10 protein-coding genes are annotated in these 13,695 nt (G+C 35.0%); 6 read left to right on the plus strand and 4 right to left on the minus strand.

The features are described 5' to 3' along the window. Positions 1 to 29: 29 nt before the first annotated feature. The 4 genes from Anndu_RS05090 to Anndu_RS05105 all read right to left on the minus strand — a co-directional run bounded on the left by Anndu_RS05090 (position 30) and on the right by Anndu_RS05105 (position 5,329). Positions 30 to 1,385, minus strand: a complete 1,356-nt coding sequence (locus Anndu_RS05090; protein WP_464103334.1) for a flotillin family protein — start codon at positions 1,383 to 1,385, stop codon at positions 30 to 32. 334 nt (positions 1,386 to 1,719) lie between these two features. After that, a complete protein-coding gene (locus Anndu_RS05095; protein ID WP_464103335.1) occupies positions 1,720 to 2,544 on the minus strand; it encodes an ATP-grasp domain-containing protein in 825 nt (274 codons plus the stop codon). Positions 2,545 to 2,562: 18 nt separating this feature from the next. After that, a complete protein-coding gene (locus Anndu_RS05100) occupies positions 2,563 to 4,818 on the minus strand; it encodes an MASE1 domain-containing protein (RefSeq protein ID WP_464103336.1) in 2,256 nt (751 codons plus the stop codon). Positions 4,819 to 4,909: 91 nt separating this feature from the next. After that, complete coding sequence (locus tag Anndu_RS05105; protein ID WP_464103337.1) at positions 4,910 to 5,329, minus strand: hypothetical protein; 420 nt, start codon at positions 5,327 to 5,329, stop codon at positions 4,910 to 4,912. A gap of 303 nt (positions 5,330 to 5,632) precedes the next feature. Between Anndu_RS05105 and Anndu_RS05110 the strand changes: the two genes are divergently transcribed. The 6 genes from Anndu_RS05110 (at position 5,633) to infB (ending at position 13,672) form a co-directional block, all read left to right on the plus strand. Further along, a complete protein-coding gene (locus tag Anndu_RS05110) occupies positions 5,633 to 6,721 on the plus strand; it encodes a metallophosphoesterase family protein (protein ID WP_464103338.1) in 1,089 nt (362 codons plus the stop codon). Between the two features lie 173 nt (positions 6,722 to 6,894). Continuing rightward, positions 6,895 to 7,917 (plus strand): GAF domain-containing protein, encoded by a 1,023-nt coding sequence (locus Anndu_RS05115; RefSeq protein WP_464103339.1) that lies wholly within the window; start codon positions 6,895 to 6,897, stop codon positions 7,915 to 7,917. 284 nt (positions 7,918 to 8,201) lie between these two features. Further along, positions 8,202 to 8,654, plus strand: coding sequence for a ribosome maturation factor RimP (gene rimP, locus Anndu_RS05120; protein WP_464103340.1), 453 nt, complete (start codon positions 8,202 to 8,204; stop codon positions 8,652 to 8,654). Positions 8,655 to 8,726: 72 nt separating this feature from the next. Next, positions 8,727 to 9,995 (plus strand): transcription termination factor NusA, encoded by a 1,269-nt coding sequence (nusA, locus tag Anndu_RS05125; protein ID WP_464103341.1) that lies wholly within the window; start codon positions 8,727 to 8,729, stop codon positions 9,993 to 9,995. A gap of 25 nt (positions 9,996 to 10,020) precedes the next feature. After that, the gene (locus Anndu_RS05130; protein ID WP_464103342.1) at positions 10,021 to 10,284 is read left to right on the plus strand and encodes a YlxR family protein; all 264 of its coding nucleotides are present in this window, start codon (positions 10,021 to 10,023) and stop codon (positions 10,282 to 10,284) included. A 325-nt stretch (positions 10,285 to 10,609) separates the two neighbouring features. Then, positions 10,610 to 13,672, plus strand: coding sequence for a translation initiation factor IF-2 (gene infB / locus Anndu_RS05135; RefSeq protein WP_464103343.1), 3,063 nt, complete (start codon positions 10,610 to 10,612; stop codon positions 13,670 to 13,672). Positions 13,673 to 13,695: the final 23 nt, after the last annotated feature.

Here is a 13,695-nt window from a genome sequence, read left to right on the forward strand (position 1 = left end):
AATAAATAATCAATTTTGAATGGTAAAAATTACTTTTTGCTTTGGTTTAATGTTCCCGCCACGTCAATTCCTAAAGTTTGATCCACCTGTGTCAAGAATTGACGCACAATTTCAGGATAAGCATTGATTAAACTGGCGATCGCCTTGCCATCACCGTTATCAATCACATTAATATTCTCCAAATGCAAACGGCTGGGAACTTTGGTGGCCTCCTGTAACAAAGTTTCAATCTGTTGAATTAAGAATAAATCAGAGGCATCCGCACCCATAGACTGCCAAACCTCAGAAAGCATATTACTCACTAAAGCCGAAGCCCTCGCATTTTCCGCTAAAGCCGCCGCTTCACCCCTTGCGGCCAACTCTTTCGCCTCTTTCTGAGCCTGAGCAGGTAAAACTTCATCAGCCTCTAAGCGTAATCTTTCTAACTCTGCCCGCACTTTCTGTAAAATTTGCTCCGCCTTAGCCCTTGCTTCCTTAGCGGCGGCCTCCGTGCGTTCTTCTTCCGATCGCGCCGTTTGTTCTAATTGGGCTTTAATTTTGCGTAATTGGTTTTCTTTTTCCTGAATAACTGTTCTAGCTTGAGTTTTAGCCACTTCCGCCGCCCTTTGACAATCGGCCTCAATTCTTTCGGCTTCCCCCAAAGCATCAGACTCAGCAATTTCTGCATCTCTGATAATTAACGCAATTTGACGGCGGCCAATTGAGTTTAAATAATCAACTTCATCGGAAACACTCTGAATTTTCAAGGTATCTAATTGTAACCCTAACCGAGTTAAATCCCTTGACACATCTTCGGCAATTTGTTCGGCAAATCTTAAGCGATCTTCGTTCAATTCTTCAGGGGTTAAAGTAGCCACCACGCCCCTTAAATTCCCCTCTAAAGTTTCCTTTGCCACCCTTGCAATTTCCGAGCGATTTCTATCTAAAAAACGCTCAATTGCATTGCCAATAATTGACGAATTTCCTGATATTTTAACATTGGCGATCGCCTGAATATCCAAGGGAATCCCCCCCTTAGAATAAGCATTTTTGACCTCTACAGGTACGGGCATTACTGTTAAGTCCATACTTTTAACAGTTTCTAATAAAGGATTGCGAATCGCCCGGCCACCAAAAATAATACGATAACCTAATTCTCGCCCTGCTTTTGTTTTATGTTTTGTACCTGATAAAACTAACACTTCATTGGGTTTACAAATACACATAAAAGTGTTAAGAAACCAGATGGCCAAAGCCGAAAAAAAGATTAATAAAGCAATGGAAAAACCTACTCCACCTATGACATTAGAAGAATTTGAACTATTAGATTGAGCAATAATTGTAGATTGATTTAAAGTAGCAAATTCTTCTACTTTTGTAACATTTTCTCTTGATTCATTGTTCATAATTTTGAGTTTGATTATCAACTGAAAATTAACTAGAGCAATCCTAAATAGCTTGTAGCAGATTAATTATTAGAAAAAAGACTGTTAAAGTCTTGTTAAGAATAACAAAAGCGTTAACTTTATTTCTCCCCACTAATTTAGGATTGTGATAAATCGTCTTGTCTTACAACAAGTTTATTTCTAGCTTACTCAATTTATGAAGATTAAGAACTATTTTTTAATATTTCTTGATATTTTTTTAGTAGAAATGTTAAAAAAATCTAAACAAAAATTGACATTATAATTATATAGATATAGCAAGGGTTTTTTCCCCTTTGCTATGGCCAAAGTGAAATTATAAAGATAAAAGCAATTTTTTAAACAGATCAACAATAATATTTTCATCATTATCTCTGATAAAAATATCAAAATTAGGATGGGAATTAATCTCAATTAACCACCATTGATCCCCCTCATCTATTACCACATCAAAACCGCCATATTTTAAACTTAATTCATCAAAAACAGGGGCAATAAAATCACTAATTTTCTTTAATAAATTTTGATCTGTAATTAAAATTGCTTGAGAGCCTTCCCAATGGAGAGGACTTAAATTTCCCGTAAATTGTGCATTTTCCTTACTTTTTTCATAAGCTAAAATTACATTTCTATTTAAACAAACTACTCGATATTCTTTTTTAATCTTAATATAATCTTGAGCCAGAGCAACATAATCATAATTTTTATGATTAATATTAAAAATTTGCCCTAAAGCTAAATTAATTTGCTCTTGATCTTGACATAAAAAAACATTATTACCCCCCGATCCCCGATTTCTTTTAATAATGAGAGGAAAGGTAAACAATTCTAATATTTTATCTTTGATTTCTTCAATACTTTGATATTTTAAATACTGTTGATATTTTTGATCACAAAAAGGAGATAAAAAATCCTGATGTCTAGGCATATTGATCACATTTTTTAAGATGTGATAGGTAAAATCTTTATCTCTTAAAATTTGGGAAGTAGCTTGAGATAGTAAAGGAGTAGTATAATTAACAAAAAAATGATATTGATCCTTAATTTTTACTCTTAAAATATTTTGATGATGGTGTAAAATCTCATATTTTAAATTTAATTGTTCACAAGCTTTGATAGTTAAACGAACATTAGTTAACATATAATTATTGTTTTTTAGTTATTGGTTATTTTTTATTTTAACACGATATAAAGCCTCAATAATAGCATTAATTTTAATTGGTTTACTAATATAATCTTTCATTCCCGCCTCTAAACATTTTTCCTTATCCCCATCAATTACATTAGCCGTCATCGCAATAATATAAGGGCAAATATCTTGAGAATAACGCTTAATAATTAAACGAGTAGCCTCGATCCCATCTAACTCTGGCATTGAAACATCCATAAAAATTAAATCATAAAAATTCTTTTCTAAAGCCCTTAAAACTTCAAGGCCATTAACCGCAAGATCAACTTTATATCCTAATCTTTGAAACATTTGAATGGCAATTTTTTGATTGACAATATTATCTTCTGCTATCAATATTTTAAAAGGTAGTTTTTTCCCCAGTTCGGGATCAAATTTGTTATTTTGCTCCCCTAAATTTAGATAACTAGAATTTAAGTTAAAATCGCAAGGTACAGTTAAATTTAAAGTAAAAATACTACCTTGATTTAATTCACTAGCAACCCCAATATTACCCCCAATTAAATGAGCCATTTTTTGACTAATAGCTAGGCCTAAACCCGTGCCTTGAGCCTTAAAATTATTATGCCCTACCTGTTCAAAAGCTAAAAATATTTTATCTAATTTATCGGTAGGAATACCGATCCCCGTATCCTCAATTTTAAATTCTATTTCACAAAAAATAACCTCATTTTTGCTAAGTTTATTCATTGATGTCACGGTAAATTTTACTCCCCCTGTTTGGGTAAACTTAACGGCATTTCCTAATAAATTTAATAAAATTTGTCTTAACTTTTTCTCATCAGTTTCTACGATAAAAGGTAACTTTTGATCAATTAAATAATCGAAATAAATATTTTTATTTTGTGCTGATTTTTCAATGAGATCACAAATTAATTTAAGAAAATTAATTAAATTAAATTTACTTAATTCAACATCCATTTTACCCGCTTCAATTTTGCCAAAATCTAACAAATCATTAATTAACATTAAAAGATGATTACCCGATTCATAAATAATATTAATTTCTTCTTTTTGCTTGTTACTTAAACTATCTTGATTTTGAAATAATTGTGCCATCCCTAAAATACCATTTAAAGGGGTTCTTAACTCATGACTAATATTAGTTAAAAATTCACTTTTAGCTTGATTGGCCAAAATTGCTTCTTTTTTTGCTTCTTCTAATTTAATATTTTGTTGACTTAAATAATGAGCATATTGTCTTATTTTTAACGCCCTATTATATAATTCATTTTGAGAGATTTGAGTCTTAATTAAAGCTTGTTCCTTTTCGATAAAAACTGCATTAAAAATTAACATAGAAAAGACAATTACACCGATAAAAGTCTGTAAAAAAATCAAAGATTCAATTAATGTTTCTTTAGAAAAAACTCCCAAACCTCTGACTGTTCCCGTAACTGCTAAAATTGCAATTAAAACGATTAAATTAGTAATTTCTAACTCTCCAAAACGACAATTAGCCCAAATTAAACAAGGGATTAAAATATATTCTAATTCATATTGACCCCAGAAAGAAAAAAGACAAATTAATAAAATTAAAGTAATTAAAAAAAGTAATTCAATGATTTTATTATAGTCAATTTGTTTAGTTTTTTCAACAAAAATATGAGTTTGAAGACCTAAATTTTTCTTGAATTTAATGGGTTTATTAAACTTACTTAAAAATTGATACCAACTAACTAAAGCAGGTGTAAAAATAAAAATTCCTGAGATATTAGAAATCCACCAAGTTAACCAAGTTTTGCCATATTCAAAAAGGGGAACTTTGCCCCCTAAAGTTAAAGCCGTAACCCCAATAGTAGCACTAACAAGAGGCGCAATTAATCCCGTATAAACTAAAAAATTACAGGTATCTTTAACCCTTTTAAAAGGATAACGCTTGTTAATTTTTTTTCTTAATAAATAAACCCCACAAAAGGGAGCTAAACTATTACCAATAGCAATAGCTACCACCTGTAAAATAGAAACAAATAAAGTCCAATTATTACTACTATTAATAAATGCCCAAATATTAGCTAAAAATGAGCCAATTAAAATTCCGGGTAATGTCCAATAACCAAAAGTTAAAACTGCCGCCGAAGCAAAACCATCAGGGGCCCAAACGGGAGTAACATTTTGAGGTGTAGAGGCTAAATTTCTACAAATTTCTGCCGTTTGATAGTAGACTAATGCTAAAGCAAAAGTGAAACTTAATCGTTTCAGCACCAAGGAAAAAGGCAATTTCATTGAGATGAGCAAAGATTAAAATATTAAATTTTTTCTATTTATTATAGAATAATATTTTGAATTTGTAATTTGAGAATATATGATAAAATTATTAAGATTTTATATTTAATAATTTTTCAATTAAATATTGTGTCCATTGAGCGGCCAAATTAATTTCAGTAAAAGGAATTTTGATCATATTTTCTGTGTTTTTTAATTGAAAATAAATAAAGGGTTTTCCCTTTTTTGGGAGTTGTTTTTCAGTGATAACTTTGTCATCCACCACCAAATAAATTTGTTTAATTTGATCTAAACAAAAAGTTTCTAAATTAATAATTTGTTTGGGGGAAGCTTGACCCCAACTAATTAAATTTTCCTTGATCCCTAACACTGCATAAATATCATATTTAGCCAGATCAAATTGTTGCGCCCATTGTTGATAAATTTGAAGTTTTTGATATTCTTTTGTTCCCAATGAAGTTAACCAAAAAAAGAACAATAATAACGGTAGCCACAATAAACCTCTTTCCATAATTTTTAAATTAATAATAATTAATGACTGCTTATCAATTATTAATTACTCATTGTAAATTGTCAAATTTTAGGCCAAAATGATTAAACTCACCCCCTGCCCCTTGATCAAATACTTAGAAAAGTTGAAATAATCATTGATTTTAATAAGTTTTTCCTCCATTCTCCCACTTATTACTTATTAATTGACTTGTGCAAAAAGTCTAATCACAAAAGGGGCAAAGGATCAAGGCCGTTTTGAAAATGAAAATGGAAACCGGATTTGGTATAATAGGCCAAAATCAAAGACGTTTAACCAGATGATATGACCGTAAATTTTCGCTTTGCTATCATCAGTGATCCCCATATCACCCTCCCCCATACCCTCTGGAATCACCCTAATCGCTTTCATTTAGGGGAAGTTAGTATTCCTGTACTAGAAAAAGCCCTGAGTCATTTAGAACAATGTGCTTTAGATTTCCTCTTAATACCGGGAGATTTAACTCAGCATGGAGAACCAGATAATCACCGTTGGCTACAAAAAAAACTTAATGATTTACAGATTCCTACCTACGTTATTCCTGGTAATCATGATATTCCCACCCTTTTCCCCAATCAAACTTCCATCGGAGTTAAAGCCTTTCCTTATTATTATCGAAAATTTGGTTATCTTAATCCAGAAAGATTATATTACTGTCAAGAAATTTTACCAGAAATTTATTTAATTGGTCTTAATTCTAATTATTTTGATCAAGAAGGTAAACAAATCGGTTATGTAGATAGTGATCAATTATTGTGGTTAGAACAGACGTTAGAATTGATTAAAGATAAAATAGTTTTAATTATGATTCATCATAATATAATTGAGCATTTTCCCTCCCAAGCCGACCATGAAATGGGTAAAAAATATATGGTTGGTAATGCCAAAAGTTTAATTAATTTATTTAAAAAATACGGAGTAAAATACATTTTTACAGGACATTTGCACGTTCAAGACGTAGCCAAAGAAGATGGAATTTATGAAATTACCACTGGCTCTTTAGTAAGTTATCCCCATCCCTATCGCATTTTAGAAATGAAAATTGATCAACAGGGAAATCAAGAATTAAACTTTAAATCTTATCAAGTTGATTCTATCAATGGTTGGGAAAATTTAGGACAATTTTCTAAACAATGGATGGGAGATCGATCCTATCCCTTTATGATCAATTTATTAACCAGTTTTCCCTTAAATTTACCCCATTTAGAAGCAGAAAAATTAGCCCCCCATTTGCGTTATTTTTGGTCAGATATTGCCCAAGGAGATCAAAATTTTGATTTTCCCCATTTTCCCTATCATGTGCGCAGTTATTTTCAACAATTTAGTTGTCAAGAAAAAATAGATAATGACGGCACAATTTTAATTCAAAAATGATCAATTAAAATCAATAAAAGTTAACTTTTTTTCCAATGACTAATGACAAATAGACCCCTTGGAAAAGTATTAAAAAAACAAAATTCAATCAATTCTTTTATAATATACAAATTCAACAAATTGTCATACAATATCATTAAAAATTAAATAGTTAGAGTAGATAAATAGACCCCATGCCCAACCCAAACAATCCTCTAATGGACGTAGGAAAAGAATTAAACACCTTACGTCAACAAGTTGCCGAACTTCAGCTATATAAAAAAGCTTTAGACGCTAATCGAGAATTAATGAGTAATTTTATTACCATGATTCAAAGTGCTTCGGGACGACTTCTCACTAGAGCCATGTTACAACAAACTTTACAGATCGCCATTGATCTCACCCAAGCCGAAGAAAGTAGTATATTTTTATTATCCCCCGATGGAGTGGTACAAGAAAGTTTATTGGCAAGGGGGATCGTCATGAGGGACGAAAAAAATAATTTAATCGGTCAAGTTTTAAAAGAAGGTTTAGCAGGATGGGTTTATCAACATCGAAAAATGGGCGTAATCGTTGATACAAGGATTGATTCAAGGTGGATCAATTTACCCGGACAACCTTACACCACTTTATCCGCTTTGTGTGTCCCCTTAATCAGAGGGCGTTTACTGTTGGGAATTATAACTTTAAGCCATTCACAGGCCGCTCATTTTACCCCAGAAATTACCGAATTAATGGAAATTACAGCCACTCAGATGGCCTTAGTTTTTGATCAAATGCGCTTTTATTTAGATAAAAAACTATTACAAACCACAGGATCAAATTCTGGGGAATATTCACCCCCTCCACCTTTGCCAACCTTGCCCAGTGAGCCAATCCCCCAAACAGATAGATTATTAGAGTTAGGGGTTTATATAATGACTCAAGACGGAATTTTTGTCTATGCGGATCCACGATTTGGGGATATTTTTGGTTATACTTTGAGTGAATTAGTAAGTTTAGACTCCTTTTTTTCCCTTGTCATTAACGAAAATCGAGACTTATTAAAAGAGAGAATTTACCATTGTTTTAAGGGGAAAAATCCTCAACTTTCCGTTAAATTTCAAGGAATAGGTAAAGATTCAAAATTAATTACAATTAGATTATATGGACGTAAAACTAAATTATTTGGTAAAAATTTATTAATTGGTTTTATAAAAGGACATGAAATAACCTAATTAATCAGTAATAATTACCTTATTCTAAGATTAAAACCTCTTTAGCCCGATGATGGTATTTTTGGGAAAGATTGATCAAGATCACAAAATTATGTTAAGATGATAAAGCAAGTCAAAGACGTTAACACCTAACAAAGAAAGTCAGATCCCTGAGACATAAACAAATCAGACTTAAGAGAAATCAATCAGGTGTTTGTTGAAAGTGGGTTAGCCCCGCTTTTTTTATTGCTTAGATTAATTAATTTCCTTAATTAATAACTGTTTATTGATAACTGTTCTCTCAAATGACCCATCCCTTGATCCCAAAAATTATAGAATTAGCCACACCGATCGCCGAAGAATTAGGTTTAGATCTGGTAGGGGCTGTCTTTCAAACTAATAAACGTCCTCCAGTTTTGCGTTTAGATGTACGCAACCGAGATGATCATACCAGTTTAAGTGACTGTGAAAAGATGAGTCGCTCTTTAGAAACTATTTTAGATACACAGGAAGTTATCCCCGGAACTTATATTTTAGAAATTTCTAGCCCGGGTATCTCTCGACAATTAGACAGCGATCGTGAGTTTGTAACTTTTAAAGGTTTTGATGTTTTAGTCAAAACCTCCACACCTTATCAAGATCACCAAGAATGGCAGGGCAAATTAGTCGGGAGAGATACACAGGCTATTTATCTTAATCAAAAAGGGCGTTCTCTGGCTATTCCCCGTAGTTTAGTAGAGAAAGTTCAATTAATTTAATTATTGGTTATTGGTTATTAGTTAAAGATCGTTAATTATTATTATTTAAAATTAAAAGGAGAATATTATTAAATGTCATTAGTACCTTTACCCGGATTACCCGATTTAATTGAAGAAATTTCTGTTAATCATAACTTACCCCATTCCGCAGTTAAAGATGCTTTAAGAGAAGCATTATTAAAAGGATATGAGCGTTTTCGCCGTAGTCAAACTATTAATCAACCCCCCTTTAGTGATGAATATTTCCAAAATTTTGAAGTAGAATTAGACCTTGAAGAAGAAGGTTTCCGCATTCTTTCTACTAAAAAAATTGTGGAAAATGTCACCAATACCGATCATGATATTTCCTTACAAGAAGTTCAAGAAGTAGCAGGAGAAGCCCAATTAGGGGATGAAGTTGTTTTAGATGTTACCCCTAGTCAAAGAGATTTCGGCCGCATGGCCGCTATCCAAACTAAACAAGTTTTACTGCAAAAATTACGAGATCAACAAAGAAAATTAATTCAAGAGGAATTTCAAGAATTAGAAGGAACAGTTTTACAAGCCAAAGTTTTGCGCTTTGAAAGAAAATCCATTGTCATGGCCGTTAGTAGTGGCTTTGGAGAACCGGAAGTTGAGGCCGAATTACCCCTCAAAGAACAATTACCCAATGACAATTATCGGGCAAATGCCACATTTAAAGTTTATCTCAAAAAAGTGAAAGAAGGCTTTAACCGTGGCCCCCAATTAATCGTTTCCCGTGCCTCAGCCGGCCTAGTGGTTTATTTATTCGCCAATGAAGTCCCAGAAATTGAAGAAGAAGTGGTCAGAATAGTGGCTATTTCCAGAGAAGCCAATCCGCCAGTGCGCCATGTCGGCCCTCGTACTAAAATTGCGGTGGATACTTTTGAAAAAGATGTGGATCCCGTTGGAGCTTGTATTGGGGCGCGTGGTGCCAGGATCCAAGCAGTGGTTAATGAGTTAAGGGGCGAAAAAATAGACGTGATCCGTTGGTCGCCCGATCCATCTACTTATATTGCAAATTCTTTAAGTCCGGCCAAAGCTGATCAAGTCATTTTAACCAATGCCGAAGATCGTCAAGCCTTAGTTTTAGTGGGGGAAAATCAATTAAGTTTAGCCATTGGAAAAGATGGCCAAAATGTGCGTTTAGCCGCTCGTTTAACGGGTTGGAAAATTGATATTAAAGAAACTAATGCCTATAAAAAAGAACAGGAAGAAAAGGCTAAACAATCAGCTTTAGAGGATGATCAAGATGAAGATCAAGATTTAACTTTAGAGTCTTTTACCCCTAAAACAGACTCCCTTAATTTTACTGATGAATTTTCTTCTGAAGAAGAATAAAATACTCAACAGTCAACAATAACCAATGACCAAAAACTTTAGAACTTGTCTTAGTTGCCGTAAAGTTGCACCAAAAAAAGATTTTTGGCGTATTGTTAGGGTTTTTCCCTCAAATTTAATTCAATTAGATCAAGGGATGGGTAGATCTGCTTATATCTGCCCTAATTCTAACTGTTTACAAATCGCTCAGAAAAAAAATCGGATCGGGCGATCGCTCAAAACAGAAGTAAAACCTGACATTTATCAACAATTATGGGAGCGTTTACAAATTGAAAAGAATCATAATTGATGATCACATCTGCTATGATCCTTTACAATAAAATTATTAGATCAAAAAAAATAAAATATTTAATTTAAGTTAAATTATTACTGTTAATACTATTATTCGTTTGAGGTGAGTATCTTCATTGATCATTTATTTTATCAAACTAAAATTTAATCGGGATGGGAATTGATTGCCAAAATTGATCATCAAGATCAGTTAATTGTTTGGAAAAATTTAACCTAATCAATCAATTGTCCACTGTCAATTGTCAATTGAGAACCAGGCCAAACAATCAAACAATCCATTAATCCCCTTTTATATTCATATCAACCAATTAACTAGAAACTGCATGAACAACGGAAAAGTACGAATTTACGACTTATCAAAAGATTTACATTTAGAAAATAAAGATATTTTAGATATCTGTGATAGATTGAATATTTCAGTGAAAAGTCATAGTAGCACTATCTCAGAGTCTGAGGCGGAAAGGATCCGAGCGGCGGCCAAAAAATATACCCCAACTGGAAAAGACCGCAGTACAGACAATTTTTTTAAAAAACCTCAAGATTCAAAAAAACAAGAAATTTTAGCTATTCATCATAAACAACCTCAAACCGAAACCCCAGATCAAATCCAAGATCAAACTCAAACTCAAACTCAAACTCTTGTACCCCCACCCCGTCCAGCGAAAATGTCCAATCAAACCACAAGTGCAACTCCCTCCCTCAACCGTCCTCAACAGCCCACTGTTCATGCAAAAGATGAAGCCGCTCAAAAACCAGAGGCCTCGACTTTGCCATCTTTGTCACCAAAACAAGCGGATCAACTGGAAAGTAATGCCCCTCAACTTTTAACTCCGCCTCCCCGTCAAACCCCTAAACCTGCAGAAGTTAAGTCTTCTAACGCTAAAGCTTTAAAGAAAAAACCTAGTCAAAAAGCTCCCATTCAAGCTGAGAAAAAATTACCGGAGAAAAAAGGTTCGCCCAAAAAACCTCAAGACAGCAGTAGTAATATTTCTGAAAAACCCTTGGTTAAACCAGTTCCTAAAGCTGGGACGGGACAAAAATCTAGTGACAATGGGGCGGTTAAACCTCAGTTGAAAATTAAACGTCCAGTTTTAGAAGGTAAAACCACCGAACTAAAACACCCCCCTGAACCGAAAAAAATTAAACCTTCTAAAGAGGAACTTTTACCGATTGAAGATTTAGAAGTAGATGAAGATTTAATCATTGCAGATGATTTAGATGAAGAAGTTATTATTGAGGAAACTTTATTAGAGCCTCCTAAACGCCCTCAATTAAAATTAAAACGTCCTAATGCTCCTCAGAAAAAGAAAGATTGGGATGAGGAGGAGGAGGATGTTCTCAAAAATAAATCTAAAGCTGTGGCCAAGGGTAAACGCCGGCCTAAACCTTTATTGGATGAGGATGAAGATTTTGAGGACTTAAATGATTCCATTGTGAGTAATACGGCCTTTAGTATTTCCACGGCCAGACCTCCTAAACCAAAATCAACTCAAGCTAAACCCCCAACGACACAACCAACCAGTAAGATTAAAAAGCCCTCTGGTAAATCAGAAGGCACTGGCCGGGGTGAGAAGCGCCGAGAACAATCAACTGCACAAAAAACCCCCGAAACCGTTGTTTTACCTGATACTTCAACTATTCGAGATCTGGCTCAACTCCTTTGTATTGCGGAAACGGAAATTATTAAAAATCTCTTTTTCAAAGGGATGGCCGTTAATATTACCCAGACTTTGGATTATGATACCTGTAAAATGGTGGCCGAAGAAATGGGTGTTAAAGTGGTAACGGGTGAAGAAGTGGCCGCCGCTACTAAAGTGACGGAGATGTTAGATGTGGAAGATTTAGAAAATCTCCAACGCCGTCCGCCCGTAGTTACGATCATGGGTCACGTTGATCACGGTAAAACTACTTTACTTGATTCGATCCGTAAAACCAAGGTGGCACAGGGTGAGGCCGGAGGTATTACCCAACATATCGGGGCTTATCATGTGGATATTGAACACAATGACAAGATGGAGCAGATCGTCTTTTTAGATACTCCCGGTCACGAAGCTTTCACAGCGATGAGGGCAAGGGGGGCAAGGGTAACGGATATTGCCATCTTAGTGGTGGCGGCCGATGATGGGGTACAACCTCAAACCAGAGAGGCGATCAGCCATGCTAAGGCGGCGGATGTGCCTTTATTAGTAGCGATTAACAAAGTTGATAAACCCGACTCTGAACCCGATCGCATCAAACAAGAATTAACCGAACTTGGTTTAATTGCGGAAGAATGGGGTGGTGATACCATTATGGTGCCTGTAAGTGCCTTAAAAGGGGAAAATCTCGATACTTTATTAGAAATGATCCTGTTAGTGGCGGAAGTGGAAGAACTTAGCGCTAACCCCGATCGAGAGGCAAGGGGAACGGTAATCGAAGCCCATTTAGACCGTACTCGTGGGCCTGTGGCTACCCTCTTAGTCCAAAATGGAACATTAAGGGTAGGGGATATTATCGTAGTAGGGTCTGTTTTAGGTAAAATCAGGGCTATGATTGACGATCGAGGCAATAAAGTTGATGATGCTACCCCTTCTTTTGCGGTGGAAGTATTAGGTTTAAGTAGTGTACCTGAAGCGGGAGAGGAGTTTGAAGTCTTCCTCAATGAAAAAGAAGCCCGAGCAGTGGTGGAAACCCGTCAAGACAATAAGCGCATTTCCCAGTTACAACAATCTATGGCCGCTCCCCGTGTCACTTTAAGCAGTTTATCTGCTAAAGCTCAAGAAGGGGAACTCAAACAACTTAATTTAATTCTCAAAGCCGATGTTCAAGGCTCTGTGGAAGCGATCCTTGGCTCATTAAAACAGTTACCCCAAGAGGAAGTCCAGATCCGAGTCTTATTGGCCGCTCCCGGAGAGATCACGGAAACGGACGTAGATCTTGCGGCCGCTAGTGGTGCGGTGGTGATTGGTTTTAATACCACTTTGGCTAGTGGAGCAAGGGCGGCCGCCGATGTGGAAGGGGTTGACATTCGTGAATATAATATCATTTACAAGTTATTAGATGATATTCAAGGGGCGATGGAAGGCTTACTTGATCCTGAAGAAGTGGAAGAACATTTAGGCCGCGCGGAAGTTCGGGCTGTCTTCTCCGTTGGTAAGGGTGCGGTAGCAGGTTGTTATATCCTTTCTGGCAAGGTGATCCGTAACCGACAGATGCGAGTTATGCGCAAAAATGAGGTTATTTATCAAGGTACTTTAGAGTCGCTCAAACGCTTTAATGAAGATGCCAAGGAAGTGGCGGCAGGTTATGAATGTGGGATGGGTTCATCTAAGTTTAATTTATGGCAAGAGGGTGACATTATTGAGGTTTATCAAATGATCATGAAACGTCGTACTCTTGCGCAGTAACCAGTGACCAGTAACCAGTGACC

Source organism: Annamia dubia NIES-4383 (assembly GCF_055394725.1).